The organism is Paracoccus sp. N5, assembly GCF_000371965.1.
Taxonomy (GTDB): Bacteria; Pseudomonadota; Alphaproteobacteria; order Rhodobacterales; family Rhodobacteraceae; genus Paracoccus.
On the sequence record NZ_AQUO01000001.1, the window covers coordinates 2012883 to 2033861 of the forward strand.

Annotated in this window: 20 protein-coding genes and 1 pseudogene; 9 read left to right on the forward strand and 12 right to left on the reverse strand. The window is 66.8% G+C overall.

Features of this window, described 5'->3' with window-relative positions:
- Positions 1-129 precede the first annotated feature (129 nt).
- From PARN5_RS23430 to PARN5_RS24155, 3 genes and pseudogenes are all read right to left on the reverse strand, one after another.
- On the reverse strand, positions 130-732 hold the full coding sequence (locus tag PARN5_RS23430; RefSeq protein WP_232419300.1) for an IS5 family transposase: 603 nt from the start codon (positions 730-732) through the stop codon (positions 130-132).
- Positions 630-917 (reverse strand): annotated as a pseudogene (locus PARN5_RS24850) (transposase); the annotation flags it as partial. The pseudogene PARN5_RS24850 and the gene PARN5_RS23430, both read right to left, overlap by 103 nt.
- Positions 918-1036: 119 nt before the next feature.
- Positions 1037-1549 carry a hypothetical protein gene (locus PARN5_RS24155; RefSeq protein WP_157403963.1) on the reverse strand — a complete coding sequence of 171 codons (513 nt, stop codon included), beginning with the start codon at positions 1547-1549 and terminating at the stop codon, positions 1037-1039.
- A gap of 255 nt (positions 1550-1804) precedes the next feature.
- Between PARN5_RS24155 and PARN5_RS23435 the strand changes: the two genes are divergently transcribed.
- Positions 1805-2561 (forward strand): IS5 family transposase gene (locus PARN5_RS23435; RefSeq protein WP_085999846.1). Its coding sequence is split into 2 segments (ribosomal slippage): positions 1805-2130 and positions 2129-2561, totalling 759 coding nucleotides; the frame shifts between segments, so codons are not numbered across the junction.
- 105 nt (positions 2562-2666) lie between these two features.
- Here PARN5_RS23435 and PARN5_RS0110120 read toward each other — a convergent pair.
- Genes PARN5_RS0110120 through PARN5_RS0110130 form a run of 3 tightly spaced genes read right to left on the reverse strand, consistent with a single transcriptional unit; the run spans position 2667 to position 4512 of the window.
- On the reverse strand, positions 2667-3533 hold the full coding sequence (locus tag PARN5_RS0110120; protein WP_017999657.1) for a carbon-nitrogen hydrolase family protein: 867 nt from the start codon (positions 3531-3533) through the stop codon (positions 2667-2669).
- Positions 3530-4111, reverse strand: a complete 582-nt coding sequence (locus PARN5_RS0110125) for a GNAT family N-acetyltransferase (protein ID WP_017999658.1) — start codon at positions 4109-4111, stop codon at positions 3530-3532. Before PARN5_RS0110125 ends, PARN5_RS0110120 begins: the two co-directional genes overlap by 4 nt.
- Complete coding sequence (locus PARN5_RS0110130; RefSeq protein WP_017999659.1) at positions 4108-4512, reverse strand: ketosteroid isomerase-related protein; 405 nt, start codon at positions 4510-4512, stop codon at positions 4108-4110. The genes PARN5_RS0110125 and PARN5_RS0110130 overlap by 4 nt, the downstream gene beginning before the upstream one ends.
- A gap of 153 nt (positions 4513-4665) precedes the next feature.
- Between PARN5_RS0110130 and PARN5_RS0110135 the strand changes: the two genes are divergently transcribed.
- Positions 4666-6042 (forward strand): phosphomannomutase/phosphoglucomutase, encoded by a 1377-nt coding sequence (locus tag PARN5_RS0110135; RefSeq protein WP_017999660.1) that lies wholly within the window; start codon positions 4666-4668, stop codon positions 6040-6042.
- Here PARN5_RS0110135 and PARN5_RS0110140 read toward each other — a convergent pair.
- Positions 6039-6716 carry an ABC transporter ATP-binding protein gene (locus PARN5_RS0110140; protein WP_017999661.1) on the reverse strand — a complete coding sequence of 226 codons (678 nt, stop codon included), beginning with the start codon at positions 6714-6716 and terminating at the stop codon, positions 6039-6041. The two genes, PARN5_RS0110135 and PARN5_RS0110140, sit on opposite strands and share 4 nt — an antisense overlap.
- Positions 6717-6719: 3 nt before the next feature.
- On the reverse strand, positions 6720-8168 hold the full coding sequence (locus PARN5_RS0110145) for a hypothetical protein (protein WP_017999662.1): 1449 nt from the start codon (positions 8166-8168) through the stop codon (positions 6720-6722).
- A gap of 147 nt (positions 8169-8315) precedes the next feature.
- On the opposite strand from PARN5_RS0110145, the gene PARN5_RS0110150 reads away from it, so the two are divergent.
- On the forward strand, positions 8316-9068 hold the full coding sequence (locus PARN5_RS0110150) for an ABC transporter permease (protein WP_017999663.1): 753 nt from the start codon (positions 8316-8318) through the stop codon (positions 9066-9068).
- On the opposite strand, the gene PARN5_RS22850 is transcribed toward PARN5_RS0110150, so the two are convergent.
- Positions 9065-12163 (reverse strand): calcium-binding protein, encoded by a 3099-nt coding sequence (locus tag PARN5_RS22850; RefSeq protein WP_232419330.1) that lies wholly within the window; start codon positions 12161-12163, stop codon positions 9065-9067. The two genes, PARN5_RS0110150 and PARN5_RS22850, sit on opposite strands and share 4 nt — an antisense overlap.
- Positions 12164-12415: 252 nt before the next feature.
- On the opposite strand from PARN5_RS22850, the gene rfbC reads away from it, so the two are divergent.
- Genes rfbC through rfbA form a run of 4 tightly spaced genes read left to right on the forward strand, consistent with a single transcriptional unit; the run spans position 12416 to position 15772 of the window.
- On the forward strand, positions 12416-12997 hold the full coding sequence (rfbC, locus tag PARN5_RS0110160; protein ID WP_017999665.1) for a dTDP-4-dehydrorhamnose 3,5-epimerase: 582 nt from the start codon (positions 12416-12418) through the stop codon (positions 12995-12997).
- The gene (gene rfbB / locus PARN5_RS0110165; RefSeq protein ID WP_017999666.1) at positions 12994-14031 is read left to right on the forward strand and encodes a dTDP-glucose 4,6-dehydratase; all 1038 of its coding nucleotides are present in this window, start codon (positions 12994-12996) and stop codon (positions 14029-14031) included. The genes rfbC and rfbB overlap by 4 nt, the downstream gene beginning before the upstream one ends.
- A complete protein-coding gene (rfbD, locus tag PARN5_RS0110170; protein ID WP_017999667.1) occupies positions 14031-14879 on the forward strand; it encodes a dTDP-4-dehydrorhamnose reductase in 849 nt (282 codons plus the stop codon). The genes rfbB and rfbD overlap by 1 nt, the downstream gene beginning before the upstream one ends.
- The gene (gene rfbA / locus PARN5_RS0110175) at positions 14876-15772 is read left to right on the forward strand and encodes a glucose-1-phosphate thymidylyltransferase RfbA (protein ID WP_017999668.1); all 897 of its coding nucleotides are present in this window, start codon (positions 14876-14878) and stop codon (positions 15770-15772) included. The genes rfbD and rfbA overlap by 4 nt, the downstream gene beginning before the upstream one ends.
- Positions 15773-15904: 132 nt before the next feature.
- On the opposite strand, the gene PARN5_RS0110180 is transcribed toward rfbA, so the two are convergent.
- From PARN5_RS0110180 to PARN5_RS0110190, 3 genes are read right to left on the reverse strand one after another with little or no spacing between them, the layout of a single operon-like run.
- Positions 15905-16891, reverse strand: coding sequence for a glycosyltransferase (locus PARN5_RS0110180; RefSeq protein WP_017999669.1), 987 nt, complete (start codon positions 16889-16891; stop codon positions 15905-15907).
- Positions 16892-16893: 2 nt separating this feature from the next.
- Positions 16894-17853: a 1-phosphofructokinase family hexose kinase gene (locus tag PARN5_RS0110185; RefSeq protein ID WP_017999670.1), complete on the reverse strand. Its 960-nt coding sequence runs from the start codon at positions 17851-17853 to the stop codon at positions 16894-16896.
- Positions 17853-18260, reverse strand: a complete 408-nt coding sequence (locus PARN5_RS0110190; RefSeq protein ID WP_017999671.1) for a metallopeptidase family protein — start codon at positions 18258-18260, stop codon at positions 17853-17855. The genes PARN5_RS0110185 and PARN5_RS0110190 overlap by 1 nt, the downstream gene beginning before the upstream one ends.
- 77 nt (positions 18261-18337) lie before the next feature.
- On the opposite strand from PARN5_RS0110190, the gene gltX reads away from it, so the two are divergent.
- Positions 18338-19663, forward strand: coding sequence for a glutamate--tRNA ligase (gene gltX, locus PARN5_RS0110195; protein ID WP_017999672.1), 1326 nt, complete (start codon positions 18338-18340; stop codon positions 19661-19663).
- A 585-nt stretch (positions 19664-20248) separates the two neighbouring features.
- The gene (locus PARN5_RS0110200) at positions 20249-20827 is read left to right on the forward strand and encodes a porin family protein (protein ID WP_017999673.1); all 579 of its coding nucleotides are present in this window, start codon (positions 20249-20251) and stop codon (positions 20825-20827) included.
- The last annotated feature ends 152 nt before the right edge of the window (positions 20828-20979 follow it).

Here is a 20979-nt window from a genome sequence, read left to right on the forward strand (position 1 = left end):
CGGATGGCCTTACCTCTGGATGAACCCAGAGTCGCCGAGACATTCCATTTGCGCATTGCACGGAAGCCCGCCGCTTCTGCCAGTTCGTTGATCTTCGAAACTGCTACGGGCTTTTCCTGTGTGGCTAGGTCATGTTGACAAATGGCGGAGCCAGAGGCGGATCGACGTGATGTCGATGAAGCCCAGGAAGCTTTCGGCGGTCTTGTCGTAGCGGGTGGCGACGCGACGGGCATTGTTGAGCTTGTTGAAGCACCGCTCAACGAGATTGCGCAGGCGGTAGAGCCTGCGGTCAACGGCGACCCGTAGCTTCCGGGTTTTGCGCATGGGGATGACCGGCACCACGTCGCGCACCTCCATGGTCTTGCGGATGTTGTCGGAGTCGTAGCCGCGGTCTGCGAGCAGAACGCTTGGCTCGGGCAGGTTGTCAGCCATGACCAGATCGAAGCCGAGGTAGTCCGATGTCTGCCCGGCCGTGATCTCGGTTCTCATGGGCAGGCCTGCCGCATTGACCCGCAGATGGATCTTGGTCGTGAAGCCACCTCGCGAGCGGCCGAAACCTTGGCGCGGAGTCCCCCTTTTGCGCCCGCTGCCTGATGATGAGCGCGAACCACGGTGCTGTCGATCATCTGCAGCGCATCCGGCACGATCCGGCTCTCGTTCAGCGCCTCCAGGATCTGTTCCCACAGCCCCGCCAACGTCCAGCGCCGGAACTGCCGATAGACAGACGACCATTTGCCGAACTCTTCCGGCAGGTCGCGCCAGGGCGACCCCGTTCGGGCGATCCAGAAAATCCCATCCAGAACAAGCCGATGGTTCGTGGGCTTGCGGCCGTTCGGAGAACGGACAGCCAGGATGAAGCGTTCAAAGAACGCCCACTCGTCGTTCGACATCAGGTTTCGTGCCACGCTGGTCTCCATTGCAGATACCAGCTTGAATCACGATCACCGCGCCCGGTGAATCCCTTTTGTCAACACGCCCTAGCACGAGCAGAACCTTGTCGAGCTTGCTCAGGTCTTTATGCAGCCATTGCTTAAGATCATCCGATTGCAGCAAGCTTAGCCTCGATCTGCTTACGCTCACTAGCCGTCAGGGCATAGGAATCCTTCGCGCCCTCGTTGATACGCTTAGCACCCAGTAGCGTAGCAAAGCTCTTGCTGAGATTTTTACTCATCGACTGTTTGTAATATTGCTTCGCATTCTTCATCTCTGCCAATATCTCGGCGCGACCCGACGACATTTTCCCCTGCACGAGTTCCAAGTGCGCCATTGCACAAATCACTAAGTCAGACCCTGATTTTGCCAGTAGATTGGCTGCAATTGTGTTCGTGGAAATTGTGAACTGCCTGTTGTCAGTGGGTGTAACCCCACTTCCACTGCCTATTGTGGGCGGCACCTCCACTGCGAGTTCTGTTGGCAGAGGCTCGTTCGGCATCTTGCAGACTAAACTGCCCATCGTCATCAGAAGCGCCTCTATGCCTCCTGTCAGGAAGGAAGGGTCACCTTCATACTCAAGCTCCATGGAGCCGACTTTAAGCCTGATCTTCGCCATCGGAGCTATCGAGGTCGCCGCACCGTCCATACCCATCCCTTCATTTTACCTGAGAATGAGCAGGTTACTATCGGTTGTTTCACCAATCAAGCGGATCCTCGACAGTTCCATGGCGCAACTTTTTCTGTAATTTTATTTGCGATACAGCAGTGCGAGAGCGACGAAAATGCGCTCTGTGAGCTAGAGTCAGGACCCATAAATCTGCTTGAGGGCTATCTCGCCGCGTGATTCAAACTCCCAACTATGGGAGGGATCATGATCGAACTGTTCTGGTTGACGGAAACGCAGATGGAGCGGCTGCGGCCCTTCTTTCCGAAGTCGCGCGGGAAGCCGAGGGTCGATGACCGGCGCGTGCTGAGCGGGATAATCTTCATCCAGCGCAATGGCTTGATGTGGAAACATGCGCCTGCGACCTATGGCCCGCCGAAGACGCTTTACAACCGTTGGAAGCGGTGGAGCCGGATGGGCGTGTTCGCCACGATCATGACCGAGCTGGCCGCCCAGGCGCAGGAGACCGGGATCGTGATGATCGACGCGACCCATGCGAAAGCCCATCGGACGGCGTCGAGCCTTGCGGTTCAAAGGGGGGCGCGGACGGCTGATCGGGCGGACGAAGGGCGGCCTGAACTCCAAGCTCCACGTCCTGGCCGACGCGAAGGGTCGTCCGATCCGGATGTTCCTGTCGGCGGGCCAGACCTCGGACTATATCGGGGCGCGGGCGCTCTTGTCCTCTATCCCACAGGCCGGAGCGCTGCTCGGGGACCGGGGCTACGATGCCGACTGGTTCCGCAACGCTCTGATCGAGATGGGCATTTCGCCGTGTATCCCCTCCCGCATCGGTCGCAAGATTCCGATACCGCACGACGCGGACCTTTACCGCTTGCGCCACAAGATCGAGAACATGTTCGCCCGCCTCAAGGACTGGCGGCGCATTGCCACCCGCTACGACCGCTGCCCGATCCTGTTTCTCTCGGCCTGCGCCCTCGCTGCAACCGTTATCTACTGGTTGTGAGTCCTGACTCTAGGTGTTCTTTGGCAGGTGAGCCTTGCACCGCTCTGCGAGAGTTGCATCTGGAGTGCGCTGCGTAAAGGTGAGAGTTCGGCCGGACGCCATCCGCTATTTTACCCGCACCCCCACCGTCTCGCCCCAATGCGCAAAGGGCAGCACGCGCCCATCCCGCCGGCTTGCCGCCACCCGATCCAGATCGACCGACGCCTTGACCCAGCCGGGCGCGTCCATCGCCCCCTCGGCCACCACGCCGCTTTCCGGCCACAGCCCGTCCGGCGGCGCATAGATCGCCGCCGCGCCACGGTTTTCGTCCACCGCCGGGCTCCAGTCGACGTCCCCCACCGTCGGCGCCTGCACCACCACGCATTGGCTCTCCAGCGCGCGGGCCATGGCGCCGATGCGGACGCGGTTGTAGCCCGCCACCGTATCGGTGCAGGAGGGCACCAGGATCACCTCGACCCCGGCCTCGGCCAGCGCCCGGCCCAGCAGCGGGAATTCGCTGTCGTAGCAGATCAGCACACCGAGCCGCCCGACCGCCGTGTCGAAGACTCGCAGGCCAGGGGCGCCGGTCACGTCCCATTCCTCGCGCTCGAAGCGGGTCATCACCTGCTTGTCCTGGTGGCCGATGCGGCCGGCGGGGCCGAACAGCACGGCGCGGTTCACCGGCCGCGGCCCCTCGAACACCGGGCCCGAGGCCGCCAGGATATGCAGCCCGTGTTGCGCCGCCAGTTCCGCGTGCAGCGCGTCGCGGGCGGCCTCGTGCCGGGCGACCTCGTGCAGCGAAGCCTCGAGATCGCCGGCCACCGCGCGGCCGCCCAGCGAGGCCAGTTCCATGGCGCCGTATTCGGGAAAGACCAGCAGGTCGCAATCGGCGGCATCCAGCACCCAGGCCGAGATCTTGGCGCGATAGGCGTCGAAGTCCGCCAGCCAGTCGAAAGGATAGGCGGCGGCGGCGATGCGGACGGTCCGGGTCACAGCGTCTTCATCCAGAATTGCAGCGGCTTGCGGGTCGGGGCCTCCTCGCCGATGTCCTTCCATTCGAATTCGGCCACCACGCCCGGCAGCGGCGCGTAACCGCGCCTGCGCCAGAAGCCGTCCAGCGGGCGATAGTCCTGCGGATGCAGCGGGTGATCCTCGGGGCGCATCACGCGGCAAAAGGCGCTGTAGCGGCGGCCCAGGGCGCGGGCCTGCGCCTCGCGGTCGTCGAAGAAGGCATGGCCGAGGCCGTGGCCGCGATATTCGGGCAAAAGCACCGATTCCGCGCAATAGAAGATCTGCTCCAGCGGCTCGGGGCGCGCGGCGAAGGCGGCGGCGAAATCGCCGGCGTGATCCTCCATCGGCGCGCCGGTCGCGGCGCCGATCATGCGGGGGCCGTCATAGGCCGCGACCACCACCGCGCCGGGCGACTGATAGGCCTGCAGGTAGTCGCGCTCGTAATCCAGGTCGCCGTCGTAGAGATAGGGCCAGTCGCGGAACACGGCGATGCGCAGCCGCGCCAGGTCGTCCAGCGCGGCGGCCACGGCATCCCCGGTCAGGCTGCGCGTCCGGATCATTCCCCGACCACCTGCCGGGTCCAGTCGGCGAGGTTGTAATAGGTCGTCACCCGGGCGATCTTGCCGTCCTTGACGGTGAAGAAGGTGCCGGCGGGCAGGACGTAGGTCTGGCCCTTCGCCTCGGGCAGGCCCTCGTCGGTGGCCAGATAGGTGCCGTTCACCACGAATTCCGCCGCCGCGCGGTCGCCGGCCTCATTGGCGAAGATCACGATGTCGGTCAGCCGCTCCTTGTAGCTGCGGGTCATGTGGGCGTTGAACTCGGCGAAAGCCGCCTTGCCGCGACGGATGCCGCCCTCGTTCACGTGATGCTCGACCTCGTCATGCAGATAGGCCAGCATCTCGTCGGTGCGGCCGGCATTGAAGGCGTCGTAATAGGCGGCGATCAGGGCCTTGGTATCCATGACAATCTCCTTGTTTCTCCCGGTCTAGCGCGGGCGAGGGCGCAGGTCACCTCCACCCTTTGGCGGATGCGTTAACCCTTCTGCAAGGCTGACGCATTATTCCCATCGCCGGGCGGCTGGTGTAGCCAAGGGGCGGCAAAAAGGGGATGGCAGATGGCTGAGGCGCGACGGATCGACTGTTTCAAGGCCTATGACGTGCGCGGCCGGCTGGGGACCGAACTGGACGCGGACGTGGCCTGGCGCATCGGCCGCGCCTTCGCGCAGGTGCTGGGCGCGCGCGAGGTGATCGTCGGGCGCGACACGCGCGAGACCTCGCCGGAACTGGCGGCGGCGCTGATCCGCGGGCTGAACGAGGGCGGGGCGAATGTGCGCGACCTGGGCCTGGCCGGCACCGAGGAGATGTATTTCGCCACCGCCCATTTCGGCGCCGATGGCGGGATCGAGGTGACGGCCTCGCACAACCCGATCGACTATAACGGCATGAAGCTGGTCGGGCGCGGCGCGGCGCCGCTGGACCCCGAGGGCGACTTCGCCGCCATCGCCGCGCTGGCGCAATCGGGCGATTTCGCCGAACCGGCCGCGCCGGGCGTGGCCCGCGACTTTGCCGAGGCGCGCGACAGCTATGCCCGCGCCATGGCCGATTTCATCGACATTGCCGCGCTGAAGCCGCTGACCGTGCTGGTCAACGCCGGCAATGGCACGGCGGGGCCGACCTTCGACGCCATCGCGGCGGAACTGGAGCGCCGCGGCGCGCCGCTGCGCTTCGTCCGCGTCAACCATGACGCCGATCCGACATTCCCGAACGGCATTCCGAACCCGCTGCTGCCGGAAAACCAGCCGATGACGGCGGATGCGGTGCGCGAACATGGCGCCGACCTGGGCGTGGCCTGGGACGGCGATTTCGACCGCTGCTTCTTCTTCGACGAAAAGGGGAATTTCATCCCCGGCGAATATATCGTCGGGCTGCTGGCGACCGCTTTCCTGGAAAAGCACCCGGGCGAGAAGATCGTCCACGATCCGCGCGTGGTGCTGAACAGCCGCGACATGATCGCGGGGGCAGGCGGGCAGGCGGTGCAGGCCCGCACCGGCCATGCCTTCGTCAAGCGCGCCATGCGCGAGTCGGGTGCGATCTATGGCGGCGAGATGTCGGCGCATCACTATTTCCGCGATTTCCACTTTGCCGACAGCGGCATGATCCCCTGGCTGCTGGTGGTCGAACTGGTCAGCCGCAAGGGCACCAGCCTGGGCGATCTGCTGGCCGAGCGGATGCGGGCCTTTCCGTCCTCGGGCGAGATCAACTTCCGCCTGGCCGATCCCGGCGCTGCCATCGCCCGCGTGGTCGGGCATTTCGCGCCAATGGCGCTGCGGCGCGACGATACCGACGGGGTCAGCCTGGAATTCGCCGACTGGCGCTTCAACCTGCGCAGCTCGAACACCGAGCCGGTGGTGCGGCTGAACGTCGAATCGCGCGGCGACGCGGCGCTGGTCGCCGCGAAACGGGCCGAGATCGAGGCGCTGCTGGCGGGCTAGTCCCCCGCCACCGCCGGCGGCACGCGCAGGATCGCCTCATGCCGGGCGATGGCCTCCTCGAGATCCTCGTAGACCTCCAGCGTGCCGCGTTCCAGCACGGCGCCCATGGTGCACATATTGCGGATCATCGGCATGGAATGGCTGACCACGATGGCGCCGGAATTGGCCATGCGGTCGTTGAACACCCGCTGCGACTTCACCCGGAAATCGGCGTCGCCGACGCTGGTCACCTCGTCGACCAGATAGGTGTCGAAATGGATGCCCATGCTGGTGCCCATCGCCAGCCGCGACCGCATGCCCGAGGAATAGCTGGCGAAGGGTTGGTGATAATGCTGGCCCAGTTCGGCGAAATCCGCGACGTAATCGACCAGCTCGTCGCTGTCGACGCCATAGATGCGGGCCACGAAGCGCACGTTCTGCGCCCCGCTGAGTTCGCCGTGAAAGCTGCCCATGAAGCCGACCGGCCAGGAGATCGTGCCATCCGACAGCACCCGCCCCGAGGTCGGCGAGACGGTGCCCGCGATCATGCGCAGCAGCGTCGACTTGCCGGCGCCGTTGCGGCCCAGCAGCGCCACCGAGGCGCCGGTCGGAAAGACCGCGCTGATATTGTCGGCCACCACGGTCCGGCGTCCCTTCAGACGATAGGCCTTGGTCAGGTTTTCCAGCCGGATCATGGCTCAGGCGCGGTCGCGGATGCTGTAATAGATCAGGACCAGGACCGACCAGGCGGCCAGCAGCATGCCCGCGACCATGAACAGCAGCCACAGCCGCTGCGGCTCGGTCGAGCTTTGCGGGATCTTGGGCTCGATATGGGCGGCGAGGTAACGCGACTGGCGCTGCGCCTCGGCCATCGCCGTCTCATAGGCGATGCGGGCGGTGCGATAGGCGCCCTCGGCGAATTCGCGGTCCACGGCCAGCTTTTCATATTCGGCCATCAGCTGGGCATAGCTTTCGCCGGCCGGACCCTGGCCCTCGGCGCCGAACTTGCCGCGCTCCTGGTCGATCAGCCGCCGCAGCGCATCGATCTTCTGCTGCGACTGGGTGACGCGGTGGTCGGTAGGCTGGGCATTCTCCAGCAGCATGTCATGCGCGACCAGCGCCTCGGCCAACTGGCCCTGAAGCCCGCTCAGCACGCCCATCTGCCCGGCAAGATCGGCCTGGGGATCGACGATCTGCGACTTCATGCGGAACGCGGTCATGGCTTGGCGGGTGGCGGTCAACTCGTCGCGCGTCTTGTCCAGTTCCGCCTTGGCCAGCCGCGTCGCATCCTGCTGGGCGACGGCGGAAAGCTGGTTGATCTTGTCCGAGCTCTGCTTGAACACCGCCGCGGCGATGGCCTGGGCGTCCTCGGCGCTGAAGGCGCTGACGTTCAGGGTGATGAGCGAGGTCGAGCTGTCGTAGAGCACCTTGACCTGGCGCTGCCAGTATTCGGTCAGGTCCTCGACATGGCCCTCGGGGTTGAAGGCGAAGACGAAGTCATGCGGCCAGTCGCGCGAGAAGCGCGCGCGCAGGTCCAGCTGCGCGTCGATCTGCTCGACCATGTCCTGGCTGCGGATGTATTCGTACAGGATGTCGGTATCCGAGGCGCTGCCGCTGCCGCCGGTGAACGAGGTCAGCCCGCCCAGAAGGTCGATCGACGGCGCCATCTGCTCCTTGCGCACCGAAAAGCCCACGGACGAGACATATTGATCGCTGGCCCTGGCCCAAAGATACCAGGCCCAGAGCAGGGTCGGCAGCACCACCAGCGCCAGGAACGAGGCGAGCATCAGCCAGTGCCGCCGCTTCGGCTGGGCCATGGCGACCGCGGGGCGGACCGGCGTTGCCGGCCGGGCCGGAGGCTGCCCCTGCGCCGGGCGGGCCACGGGTTGGCCCATGGGCTTCACCGGGATCGGCTTGGCCTGCTGCTGCGGGCGCACCGCCGGCGGCTGGGCATTGCCCTGCGGCTTGGCGGGCGCCGGCTGCGGCTGCGTTTGCGGCTGGGCGGGGGCGCCCTGGCCCTGGAACGGCCGGTTGGCCTGCGCTGACGCGGCGGGATTGGCTGCGGGCCGCGCGGGGGCCTGCCGGTCCGCCGCTGGCTGGGCCGGGGCGCCGGAGGGGCCGCTGGCCGGGTTCGAAGGGGTGCTCACCGCAGTTGCGCTTTCGCTGGTTTACCTTTTCGGCGCAGTTGTTACATATTGCGGCTCGTCAAGACCAGCTTTTGCGTTCACATGTCCGACATCACCCGCGAGATTCGACCGCCGCAGCGCCCGTCCCGGAACGGGCCGCGCTTTCGCATGATGCGCATCATCGTGGCGCTGATGCTGCGCGAGATGGCGACGACCTATGGCAAATCCGCCGGCGGCTATGTCTGGGCGGTGCTCGAGCCGGTGCTGGGCGTGGCGCTCTTGTCGCTGATCTTCAGCCTGGCGCTGAACCGGCCGGGGCTGGGCACCAACTTTCCGCTGTTCTATGCCACCGGCTTCCTGCCCTTCGCGATGTTCAACGACATCACCAACAAGGTGGCGAGCTCGATCCGCTTCTCGCGGCCGTTCCTGGCCTATCCCAGCGTGACCTTCATCGACGCGATGATCGCGCGGGTGCTGCTGAACGCGCTGACCCATACCGTGGTGATCGCCATCGTCTTCATCGGCATTTACGTCATCTTTCAGCTGCCGGTGGTGGTGAACCTGGCGCCGGTGCTGGAATCGCTTCTGCTGGTCACGCTGCTGGCGGTCGGAGTCGGCACGCTGAACTGCTATCTGATGACCGCCTTCCCGATCTGGGAGCGGATCTGGCAGATCCTGACCCGGCCCTTGTTCCTGATGTCGGGCATCTTCTTCACCTTCGACCTGATGCCGCCCCAGGCGCAGAACCTGCTGTGGTACAATCCGTTGATCCATTGCGTCGGGCTGATGCGGCAGGGGATCTATCCGACCTATCAGGGCAGCTACATCAGCCCGGAATATGTCATCGGCATCTCGGTCACGCTGCTGCTGCTGGGGCTGATGCTGCTCGAACGCCGGCACCGCGACCTGCTGGAGCGCTAGAGCAGCAGGTCCGAGGCGCCGAGGCTCGATAGGGCACCCAGATCGACCGTGAGATCGGCGGCACCGTCGCCGTTCAGATCGACCAGCAGCCGGGCCGCGCCGGGCTGCGACAGGTCGGCCCTGACCTGGCCCGCGCCCGAGAAGGCGTCGCTGCCGATGAAGGTCAGGTTCAGCCCCGATAGGTCGATGCGGTCCAACCCGGTCTGGAAGTCGGTGATGGTGTCGCTGCCGCTGCCGAAATTCTCGGCGCTGGTGAAGACGAAGACATCGGCCCCGGCGCCGCCGGTCAGGGTGTCATAGCCGGCGCCGCCTTCCAGCCGGTCGTCGCCCTCGCCGCCGTCCAGCAGGTCGTGCCCGCCGCCGCCGGCCAGCGAATCGTTGCCGCCTTCGCCGCGCAGGATGTCGTTGCCGGTCTCGCCCAGCAGCGTGTCGTTGCCTTCGCCGCCGCTGGCCTCGTCATCGCCCTCGCCGCCGTTCACCAGGTCGTCGCCCAGGCCGCCGAACAGCGTGTCGGCGCCGCGAAAGCCATAGAGTGTGTCATTGCCGTCGTCGCCCGACAGATAGTCGCTTGCGGCCTGGCCCCAGAGCAGATCGTCACCGGCCCCGCCCCGCAGGGTGTTGTTGCCGCCCTCGCCATAGAGTGAATCGTTGCCGTCGCCGCCCTGAAGCATGTCATGGCCGTTGCCGCCGTAAAGCACGTCATTGTCGGCGCCGCCATCCAGCAAGTCGTGGCCCTCGCCGCCCATCAGCGTATCGGTGCCATTGCCGCCATAAAGCGTGTCGCTCCCCAGCCCCCCGGCCAGAGAGTCGCTGCCGTCCTGGCCCATCAGCGTATCGTTGCCCTCGCCGCCGAACAGGGTATCGTTGCCGATGCCGCCATAGATGGCGTCGTGCCCGCCGTCACCATAAAGCGCGTCATTGCCGGAATCGCCCCAGATCGTGTCGTGGCCTTCGCCACCATAGACCAGGTCATTGTCTTCGCGTCCCCGCAGGATGTCGTGACCCAGCCCGCCGAAGAGCGTGTCGTTGCCCCGGCCAGCATCCAGACTGTCGTTGTCCGCCCCGCCGGCCATGTAATCATTGCCCATGCCACCGATCAGCGTATCCATGCCTGCCCCGGCCATCATGCTGTCGTTGCCGGTGCCGCCGAAGAGATGGTCGTTGCCAGTGCCCGAAATCAGCGTGTCATTGCCATCGTCGCCGTTCAGCCGGCCGGCGGCGTTGCCGATCTGCAGGTAGTCGTTGCCGACGCCGCCCCACAGTGTGTTGTTGCCGCCCAGGTCCACCAGTCGGTCGTTGCCGGCATCGCCGAACAGGACGTCGTTCCCGGCGTCTCCGCCCAGCGTATCATCTCCGGCCCCGCCGTAAAGCGTATCATTGCCCTTCCAGCCATAGACCCTGTCATTGCCGTTGCCGCCATAGACTTGGTCGTTGCCATCCATGCCGAAGAGCGTGTCGTTCCGGTCGCCGCCCCGAAGCGTGTCATTGCCGGGCCCCCCGTTCAACTCATCGGCGCCAAGCCCGCCCAGGATCAGGTCGTTTCCGGCATAGCCGAAAATGCTCGACCCGTTGCGCGAGGCATTGAGCGAGTCGTTCCGGGTCGTGCCATGCACCACGGTGCGCATATTGGGTGCGGCGTAATGCGTCACCGGGAACAGGGAATTGTCGAAGGCGCCGGCTTGCAGCGTGGTGTTGTCTTTTGTCATGACGAAAATGACCGAGTTGCCATAGAAGATCTTGATGCCGAAGGCTTGCGGGCGAAACACCAGCTGGTCGGTGCTGCGGATCATGCCAAGCGCCGACAGGTCCAGCCGGTCCACGCCCAGTTCGAAGTCGGTGACGGTGATGCGGCCGTTGACCTCGGTCACCGCGAAGGTGTCGGCGCCGTCGCCGCCGGTCATGCTGACGGGGGCCGTGCCCGACATCAGGATGTCGTCGCCGGCACCGCCCCGCATCTCGGTCGTGCCGGCGCTGGCCTGCATCAGGTCGCTGCCGTCGGTGCCGCTCTGCACGCCGGTGCCGACCACCCGGGTCAGGCCGATGTCGCCCGGCTCGAAGACGAACTGGCTGATGCCGCGCTCGGTCCGGGACGAGACGAAGACCGCGATCTTGCCGTCGATCTCCATCGCCGAGATGGCCGAGACATCGGCCAGCGCCCGGTCGTCGGTGTCTGCCAGGGTCGCGATATGCAGGAGCTTGCCGTCGGGCAGCAGGGTGAAGACGCTGATGCCGTCATCGCCGCCGCCCAGGAAGATGAAGGCGCGGCCGTCCATGTTCAGCGTCTCCATCGCCGTGGCGCCGGAGAAGCGGGTCGTGCGTTCGTCGACGATATGGTCGACCGGCAGAAGCTGGCCGTCATAGGTCAGCCGCATCATGGTCAGCGACGAGCTTTGCGAGGCGGCGATGGCGACATAGGTCACGCCGCCGACCGTCACCGTGCCCAGGTGGCTGGGCTGATCCATGCCCAGCCCGTTCCACGACCACAGCATCTGCGCGCTGCCCAGGCTGCCGTCGGCATGGACCATCTGCACCGAGACGTAATTGCCCATGCCCGAGGCGGCCAGGATGAAGCTGCGGTCGCCCAGGGTGGCGACATGCATGGCGTCGATCTCGGTCCCCTGTACGCCGGCGCCGACCGGCAGCTGCGCGCGGGTGACATGGCTGATGCCGCCGTTGTCGGCCACGCGCCAGATGTCGAAGGCGGTCTGGCCGTCGCGGGCGCTGTAGAGGAAATTGCCCAAGGGCGTGCTGAACTGGCCGAGCTGGATCATGTCCTGCGGCAGCGGGCTGCCGCCCGGCGCGGCGGCGGCGCTTTCCAGGAAATCGCCTTGGTTGCCCAGCCGGATCGCCGGGCCGGTGCCATTGCGCAAGCCGGTGCCGAACAGCACGGAATCACCCCCAAGTTGCAGGATGGCCGCCGCCGGGTTGCCGGCATAGCCCGCGGCCGCCGGATAGGCCTGGCTGCCCATGGCCTGGATCGGCTGCTCGGCCGAGGTGACGCGATAGGCCGCGATGCCGCCGCCCACATGGGTGACGCTGTAGAGCGCATGGCCCTCGGGCCCGGAATGGGTCCGCAAATCCGTGATATTGCTCACGAATGGTGCATCAGCACCCGTATAGGTGGCGATCAGTCGATAGCGCATAGCGGGTTTCGCTTGTGGCAGGTGGCGGTGGTGCGGGACAGTTCCCGGTCGCCTAACAAAGCGATAATTCGCGCCTTCAAGTCACGCATTATTCCCCGTGCATTTTAACAGCCGCGGGACTAGGTTGGCGCGGGCGCGGCGCCTCGGGGCCGCCTCGGGTTTCTCTGCGCGGCCTTCCGCGCAGAACTTATCTGGTAGAGACAGATGCAGATCGAAAAGACCTCGCTTCCGGGCGTCCTGGTCCTTGCTCCCCGGCGTTTCGGCGATGAACGGGGGTTTTTCTCGGAAAGCTGGAACCGGCGGACGCTGCACGAGGCCGGGCTGGACCTGCCCGAATTCGTTCAGGATAACCATTCGTTATCATCGGCTTGCGGCACGCTGCGCGGAATGCATTTCCAGGCGCCGCCGCATGCCCAAGGCAAGCTGGTGCGCTGCGGGCGCGGGCGGCTGTTCGACGTCGCCGTCGACATCCGCAAGGGCAGCCCGACCTATGGCCGCTGGACCGGATACGAGCTGTCATTCCAGAACGGCTTGCAGCTGTGGATCCCGCCGGGCTTTCTGCACGGCTTCGTCACGCGCGAACCGGACACGGAAATCATCTACAAATGTAGCGATCATTACGCGCCGGATTGCGATGGGGCGGTCGCCTGGGACACAATCGGCATCGACTGGGGCCTGTCCGGTCGTCCGATCCTGTCCGGAAAGGACGCCGAGGCCCCGGCATTGCGCGATTTCGACAGCCCCTTCACCTATGCGGGCCCATTTGATTACGAGGCGAGACTATGAAGATTCTGGTTACCGGCGGGGCGGGGTTCATCGGTTCGGCCGTGGTGCGGCTGGCCGTCGCGCGCGGGCATGCGGTGGTGAACCTCGACGCACTGACCTATGCCGCCAATCTGGAAAACGTCGCTTCGGTCGCGGACGACCCGCATTACGCCTTCGAACAGGTCGACATCCGCGACCGCGCGGGCCTGGACCGGGTGCTGGCCGCGCACAAGCCCGACGCCATCATGCACCTGGCCGCAGAAAGCCATGTCGACCGCTCGATCGACGGGCCGGGCGCCTTCATCGAGACCAATGTCACCGGCACCTACAACCTGCTGGAAGCCGCGCGCGCCCATTGGGTGGGGCAAGGCCGGCCCGAGGGCTTCCGCTTCCACCATATCTCGACCGACGAGGTCTTCGGTTCGCTGGGCGAGACCGGGCAGTTCACCGAGGAAACGCCCTACGATCCGCGCAGCCCCTATTCGGCCTCGAAAGCCGCCTCGGATCACCTGGTCCGGGCCTGGCACGAGACCTATGGCCTGCCGGTGGTGCTGACCAATTGCTCGAACAATTACGGGCCCTTCCACTTCCCCGAGAAGCTGGTGCCGGTGGTGATCCTGAACGCGCTGCACGGCAAGCCGATCCCGGTCTATGGCGACGGCGGCAATGTCCGCGACTGGCTCTATGTCGAGGATCACGCCGACGCGCTGCTCCTGGTGCTGGAAAAGGGCGCCTTGGGCGAAAGCTACAATATCGGTGGCGAGAACGAGGCCAGAAACATCGACCTGGTGCGCATGATCTGCGCCGAGATGGACCGGCTGCGCCCCGATGCCGCCCCGCATGAGCGGCTGATCAGCTTCGTCACCGACCGGCCCGGCCACGACCGGCGCTATGCCATCGACCCGACCCGGATCCGCACCGAGCTGGGCTGGCGCCCCTCGGTCACGGTCGAGGAAGGGCTCGCGCGCACCGTCGAATGGTATCTGGCGAACGAGGACTGGTGGCGCCCGCTGCTGACCCGGCAGGGCGTCGGCCAAAGGCTCGGCGCGGCGTGATGGATCTGCTGGTCTTTGGCCAAAGCGGCCAGGTCGCGCAGGAACTGGCGCGGCTGGCGCCGCAGGCGCGGTTCCTGGCCCGCGCCGAGGCCGATCTCTCCGACCCCGAGGCCTGCGCGGCCGCCATCCGGGCCTCGGGCTGCGCGGCGGTGCTGAACGCCGCCGCCCATACCGCCGTCGATCGCGCCGAATCCGAACCCGAGCTTGCGCATCGCATCAATGCCAAGGCGCCCGCCGCCATGGCCCGCGCCTGCGCCGATCTGGGGCTGCCCTTTCTCAGCATCTCGACCGATTACGTCTTCGACGGCTCGGGCGCGCGGCCCTGGGTCGAGACCGATCCGACCGGGCCGCTGGGCGTCTATGGCGGCTCGAAACTGGCCGGCGAGCGCGGCATCGCAAGCGCCGGCGGGCAATGGGCGGTGCTGCGCACCTCCTGGGTCTTTTCCGCCCATGGCGCGAATTTCGTCAGGACCATGCTGCGGCTGGGGCGCGAGCGGCACGAATTGCGCGTCGTCGCCGACCAGCACGGCGGCCCGACCCCGGCCGAGTCCATCGCGCGCACCTGCCTGACCATGTTGCAGGCGATGCGCGCCGACCCGGCCAAGGGCGGGCTTTACCATTTCGCCGGCACCCCCGACACGACCTGGGCCGATTTCGCCCGCGCCATCATGGCCGGGGCGGGTCTCGGCTGCCGCATCATCGACATTCCCACCTCGGACTATCCGACACCGGCGCGACGCCCGGCGAATTCCCGCCTGGATTGCGCCGCCATTCTGCGGGACTTCGGCATCAGTCGCCCCGACTGGCCGGCCGGTCTCGCCAAGGTATTGCAGGAGCTGACCGCATGACCCAGACCGTTCCGCCCGCGCGCAAGGGCATCATCCTGGCCGGGGGCTCGGGCACCCGGCTCTATCCGATCACCATGGGCGTGTCGAAGCAGTTGCTGCCGATCTATGACAAGCCGATGGTGTTCTATCCGATCACCGTGCTGATGCTGGCCGGCATCCGCGAGATCGCCATCATCACCACGCCCGAGGACCAGCTCCAGTTCCAGCGCCTGCTGGGCGACGGCAGCCAATGGGGCTTGCGTTTCGAATACCTGGTGCAGCCTTCGCCCGACGGGCTGGCGCAGGCCTATCTGCTGGCCGAGGCGTTCCTGGCGGGCGCGCCCTCGGCCATGGTGCTGGGCGACAACATCTTCTTCGGCCACGGCCTGCCGGTGCTGCTGGCCGCCGCCGACAGCCGCCCGAGCGGCGGCACCGTCTTCGGCTATCGCGTCGCCGACCCCGAGCGCTATGGCGTCGTCGCCTTCGACCCCGACGGCAAGGCCAGCGCCATCATCGAAAAGCCCGAGGTGCCGCCGTCGGATTACGCCGTCACCGGGCTTTATTTCCTCGACGGCACCGCGCCGGCGCGGGCGCGCGAGGTCAAGCCCTCGGCCCGGGGCGAGCTCGAGATCACCACGCTTCTGGAAACCTATCTGCACGAGGGCAGCCTGACGGTCGAGCGCATGGGCCGCGGCTTTGCCTGGCTCGACACCGGCACCCACGCCAGCCTGCTCGATGCCGGCAATTTCGTGCGCACGCTGGAACAGCGCCAAGGCCTCCAGACCGGCTGCCCCGAGGAGATTGCCTTCGAGGCCGGCTGGATCTCGGCCGACGACCTGCGCGCGCGGGCCAAGCTGTTCTCGAAGAACGCTTACGGCAAATATCTGCTGCGGGTGCTGGGAGAGGCGGGCTGAGCGCCGGGGGCTGTCTGCCCCCGGACCCCCGAGGATATTTTCACAAGAAAGAATATGGGGAAGCGGCGCGGGAACGCCATCCTTCTTTGCTCCCCAAATACCCAAATGCCGACGGGCCGATCGGCGCGGGGCTCAGCCGCCTTCGGCGATCCGCATGACCTCGGCATGACTGCGGCTGAAATCGCCGCGCCAGGCGTCGCGGATTGCCAGCCGGATCAGCTTGCGGCAGATCCGCCGTTCGCCCTGCGGCAGCGCGCTGCCGGTCGCGAGCCATTTCGGCAGCATCAGCGCCATCAGCAACGGGAACAGCACCGGCCCCGCGGCGCGGCGATAGATCAGCCAGCGGTTGCGGGTGTTGTAATAGATCTTCCAGAACGGTCGCGGGATGGCGCCGGCGATCTGCGTGGCGCATTCATGCTCGAACCCCAGGTCGGGGGCAAAGAGCAACCGCCCGCCGGCCTGGGTCAGGCCCAGCGTGTAAAGCACGTCGTCGCCATAGATGAACAGCCGACCGTCGGGATAGCCGGCCCGCGCGACGCCCGCGCGCGAGATGAAGAAGCCGACGAAGGAGGTGCCGTCCAGCGCCCGGTCGGTGCCGGGCGCATAGGCGCTGTCGGGAATATGAAAGGCGGCGCGGCCGCCGCCGGCCAGCACGCGCAGGAACACCGCCAGGCTGGCGAAGGGATTGACCCAGGGCCGGTTCATCTCGCAGATGCCGCCGTCCGGGAAACGCACCGCCGCCGCCAGCGCCTCGGCCCCGGGCCAGCGCCCGCGGGCGAGTCCCGTGCGGAAGGTGGCAATGGCGCCGGGCTGCGGGCGGGCGTCGTCGTCCATCAGCACCAGCCAGTCGGGGTCGAAACGTGCCTGCGCTTCGCGCATGCCGGTCTCGAACCCCAGGGCGCCGCCGCCGTTGCGGTCCATCTCGATCACCGCCAGCCGCGGATCGTCCAGCGTCGCGAGCCAGGCGCGCGTGCCGTCGGTCGAGCCGTTCTCGATCACCAGCACATGGTCCAGCGGCTCGGCCAGAAGCCGCGCCAGCGTCTTCTGCAACGCCGCCCGCCGGTTGAAGGTGACGACGACGGCCGCGACCACCGCGGCAGGGGAATCGGTGGGGTGCAAGGTTACAGCCGCATCTCGGTCACGACGCGGGCCGCGAACAACCGCTCGACATCCTCGCCCCGGCAAAGCTCGGTGGCCGGCGTCTGCACCGTCGCCGATGCGGCGGCGGCGGCCAGGCCCAGGGCATCGGGCACCGGCCAGCCGCGGGCATAGCCCAGCACGAAGCCGGCGAGGAAGCTGTCGCCGGCGCCGACCTTGCTGACGATGGGCACGCGCGCCGCCTCGGCATGCCAGAGGCCGTCGCGAGTGGCGATGATATTGCCGTCGCGGCCGCGCGCCACGATCACCGCATGCGCCGCGCCCGAGGCGACCAGCCCGGCCGCGAAGCGCGCCGTGTCCAGGCGATAGGGCAGGGCATGGCCGGCCAGCCCCTCGGCCTCGGCATCGTCCATGCGCAGGACCTCGACCCGGCGGTCGACCACGGCGGCGGCCATGGCCAGCGCCTCGCCCGAGGTATCGACCACCAGCCGCGCGCCCGAGCCCTGCAGCCGCTCGGCCAGTTGCGCGGCAAAGCCCGCCGGCACCCCTGGCGGGTTAGAGCCCGAAAGCACCACCAGCGCATCGCGGGCGGCGGCCGCGACGGCGGCCTGCAAGGCGGCCTCGACATCCTCGGGGCACCATTCCGGCCCGGGCATGACGAAGCGGTATTGCTGGCCCAGGCTCTGGTCGTCCACGGTCAGGGATTGCCGGGTCTCGCCCGGGGCGGGCAGCGTCACCAGGGGCACGCCCGCCTCGGTCAGCAGCGCCGCCAGCCGCTCGCCGGTCGCGCCGCCAAGCGCCACCAGCGCCGTGCTCTCGCCGCCCATGGCGCGGATCGCCCGGCTGACGTTGATGCCGCCGCCGCCCGGATCGAAGCGCGGCGCGGTGCAGCGCAGCTTGCCGTCCGGCACCACGCGCGGAGCCGAGGTGGTCAGGTCCAGCGCCGGGTTCAGGGTGATGGTCAGGATCGGCGCCTGGCTCATCATTCCCACCAGCGGTCGATGGCGGCGATGTCGTCGTCGGACCAGCCGAAGTGATGGGCGAATTCGTGGACCACGACATGGGCGACCAGCTGGCCCAAGGTCACGTCGGCGCGGCTGGCCCATTCGTCCAGGATGGCGCGGCGGAACAGCCAGACGGTGTCGGGGAAATGCTGCGGCTCGCTGGCGGATTTCTCGGTCATCGGCACGCCGTCGTAAAGCCCGGTCAGCTCCAGCGGGTCGTCGATCTGCAGCTCGTCCAGGAATTCCTCGCCGGCGAATTCCTCGACCCGCAGCACCACCTCGCGCGCGGGGCCGGCGAATTCCGGGGGCAGGGCGGCGATGGCCTCGCGTGCCAGTTCCTCGATCGCACCGGCGTCGGGGGCTTCGGCGTTCTTCCAGTCAAGCATTGGCTAACCTCGTCTTTGGCCCTGATATGGACAAAAACCGCCGTTTGTGAAAGAGCGAAGCCGACAGGAGACCTTCCATGACCACCACCCGTTTCGCCCCTTCGCCCACCGGCCACATCCATGTCGGCAACCTACGCACGGCGCTGATGAACTACCTGATCGCGCGCAAGGCGGGCGGCACATTCATCCTGCGCCTGGACGACACCGACCGCGAGCGGTCGAAGCAGGAATATGCCGACGGCATCCAGCGCGACCTGGAATGGCTGGGTCTGACCTGGGACCGGATCGAGCGGCAGTCGGACCGGCTGGACCGCTATGCCGAGGCGGCAAAGGGGCTGCGCGGCGAGGGTCGGCTCTATGAGGTGTTCGAGACCCCGACCGAGCTGGACCTGAAGCGCAAGAAGCAGCTCAACATGGGCAAGCCGCCGGTCTATGACCGCGCCGGGCTGAACCTTTCGGACGCCGACAAGGACCGCCTGCGGGCCGAGGGCCGCGACGGCTATTGGCGCTTCCTGCTGGACCAGGAGCGGATCGAATGGCCGGACGGGATCCTGGGCGAGATTTCCATCGACGCTGCCTCGGTCTCGGACCCGGTGCTGATCCGCGCCGACGGGCAGGTGCTCTATACCTTCGCAAGCTCGGTCGATGACGCCGACATGGGCGTGACCCATATCGTGCGCGGCGCCGACCATGTGACCAATACCGCGACGCAGATCCAGATCATCCGCGCGCTGGGGGCCACGCCGCCGGCCTTCGCCCATCACAGCCTGCTGACCGGCGCGCAGGGCGAGGAACTGTCCAAGCGCCTGGGCGTGCTGGCGATCAAGGATCTGCGCGAGTCGGGGGTGGCGCCCGAGGCGCTGTTGTCGCTGATGGCGCGGCTGGGCTCCTCGCAGCCGGTCGAGCTGAAGATGTCGCTGGACGAACTGGCTGCCGGCTTCGAGCTGTCGCAGTTCGGCGCTTCGCCCACCAAGTTCGATGCCGAGGATCTGTGGCCGCTGACGCGCGAGGCGAACCAGGCGCGGCCGTTCTCCGAGGTCAAGGACCGCATCGCCGCGCTGGGCGTGCCGGCCGAACTGGCCGAGCGGTTCTGGCGCGTCGCCTCGCAGAACATCACCAGGCTGGACGACCTGGCCGGCTGGTGGGAGATCTTCTCGAAGGGTGCCGAGCCGCAGATCGACGCCGAGGACGCCGACTTCATCGCCCAGGCCATGACGCTGCTGCCGCCGCCGCCCTATACCGATGCGAGCTGGGGCGAATTCACCGCTGCCGTGAAAGAGGCCACCGGGCGCAAGGGCAAGGGCCTGTTCATGCCGCTGAGGAAGGCGCTGACCGGCCAGGCGCATGGCCCGGATATGTCGGATGTGATGCCGCTGTTGCAGGTGGTGCGGGCGCGCGGCTGAACCCGGCTTGCCGCCACCGCGAACTGGCCGTCCCGTCGGGCGGCCTTTTGCCTTTTCGCGATACCGGGATGACCGGATGGCGGGGGCTGAGCGGGGCACAAGAGCCGCTGCCGCGCGGGCGGCATCGCGCCAGAATTTGTGCATTTCGTCCAGCGCAAGCGGCGCGGCCAGTCCGGCCGCAGGCTTGGCGCCCGAGGGCAGGGTGACCGGATGGCGGCCTTCTGGCCCTTCATCCGGTCAAGCCCAACAGGGGTAACACGCAACCAATTAACGACACCGGGTAACAAACAACCACTGACTGCGTTATGTCCGTATGCTCTGCCTATGGTTGAAAGGAAACCTGTCCATAAGTTAGTTTGGTTGAGCGGCGCGCATGGCTGCCTTGCAGCGGACGCCGGGGGCAAGCAGCCACGCCCGCCCCGGAGGCCGCGAAAACAGGGGCAATTTTAGAGAATGAAGTACATTTATTTTCAAGAACTTGCCGGAAATCTCCCTGCGTGCGGGCGTCAACCTGACAATAATGGCAGGCTGACCGCGTCGCGCCCCAGGCCTATCCGGAAATCTCGTTCAGTAAGGAGTAATGCATTGAAACTCGCGATCTTTTCCGCCCTGGCCGCTCTGGCGGGCACCGCTGCCTTCGCCGGCGGCTACCAGGCCCCCGTGGTCGAGACCACCCCGGCCGTCGTCGTCGAGACCGCCGCCGAGATCGACTGGACCGGCTTCTATGCCGGTCTGCAATACGGCCAGGGCAATGCCGACGCCTCTTATGCCGGCTATTCGGCCGACATCGGCGATTTCGACGCCTGGGGCCTGCACGCGGGCTATCTGCGCGACATGGGCAAATATGTCCTGGGCGGCGAGCTGGACTATAACCGGCTGACCGGTGACGGCGACGGCCATGCCGACCTGTGGCGTCTGCGCGGCCGCGTCGGGGCCGACCTGGGCAAGTTCCAGCCCTATCTGACCCTCGGCGTGGCGCGCTATTCCGAGGAAGACCTGTCCGAGACCGGCTTCACCTATGGCATCGGCGCAGAATACCTGTTCACGCCGCGCTTCTCGATGGGCGTGGAATACAGCCGCAACAGCTTCCGCGATGTGGCGGATGTGGACGGCTTGGATCTGGATGCCGATGCGGTGCAACTGCGCGCCTCGTTCCGCTTCTGATCGGCCGCCCTGCCGGAATCCGAAGCCTGCCGCGTCGCGGCAGGCTTTTTTCGTGGCGGCGCAGCCTGTCGACGGGGCGCCGATTCTGCCTTCCTCCTTGCTATGGACGGCGAAATCCCATAGCTAGCGCGCTGAAACAGGCGGGGGCGCGG

Excerpts from the sequence above, each read along its gene's own strand:
- gltX (WP_017999672.1), top strand. The coding sequence starts at position 18,338 with ATGACCACCACCCGTTTCGCCCCTTCGCCCACCGGCCACATCCATGTC.
- rfbD (WP_017999667.1), top strand. The coding sequence starts at position 14,031 with ATGGATCTGCTGGTCTTTGGCCAAAGCGGCCAGGTCGCGCAGGAACTG.
- PARN5_RS0110140 (WP_017999661.1), bottom strand. The coding sequence starts at position 6,716 with ATGATCCGGCTGGAAAACCTGACCAAGGCCTATCGTCTGAAGGGACGC.
- rfbA (WP_017999668.1), top strand. The coding sequence starts at position 14,876 with ATGACCCAGACCGTTCCGCCCGCGCGCAAGGGCATCATCCTGGCCGGG.
- PARN5_RS0110135 (WP_017999660.1), top strand. The coding sequence starts at position 4,666 with ATGGCTGAGGCGCGACGGATCGACTGTTTCAAGGCCTATGACGTGCGC.
- rfbB (WP_017999666.1), top strand. The coding sequence starts at position 12,994 with ATGAAGATTCTGGTTACCGGCGGGGCGGGGTTCATCGGTTCGGCCGTG.
- PARN5_RS24155 (WP_157403963.1), bottom strand. The coding sequence starts at position 1,549 with ATGGCGAAGATCAGGCTTAAAGTCGGCTCCATGGAGCTTGAGTATGAA.
- PARN5_RS0110185 (WP_017999670.1), bottom strand. The coding sequence starts at position 17,853 with ATGAGCCAGGCGCCGATCCTGACCATCACCCTGAACCCGGCGCTGGAC.
- PARN5_RS0110190 (WP_017999671.1), bottom strand. The coding sequence starts at position 18,260 with ATGCTTGACTGGAAGAACGCCGAAGCCCCCGACGCCGGTGCGATCGAG.
- PARN5_RS0110130 (WP_017999659.1), bottom strand. The coding sequence starts at position 4,512 with ATGGATACCAAGGCCCTGATCGCCGCCTATTACGACGCCTTCAATGCC.
- PARN5_RS23430 (WP_232419300.1), bottom strand. The coding sequence starts at position 732 with ATGGTCGTCTGTCTATCGGCAGTTCCGGCGCTGGACGTTGGCGGGGCT.
- PARN5_RS0110150 (WP_017999663.1), top strand. The coding sequence starts at position 8,316 with ATGATGCGCATCATCGTGGCGCTGATGCTGCGCGAGATGGCGACGACC.
- PARN5_RS0110125 (WP_017999658.1), bottom strand. The coding sequence starts at position 4,111 with ATGATCCGGACGCGCAGCCTGACCGGGGATGCCGTGGCCGCCGCGCTG.
- rfbC (WP_017999665.1), top strand. The coding sequence starts at position 12,416 with ATGCAGATCGAAAAGACCTCGCTTCCGGGCGTCCTGGTCCTTGCTCCC.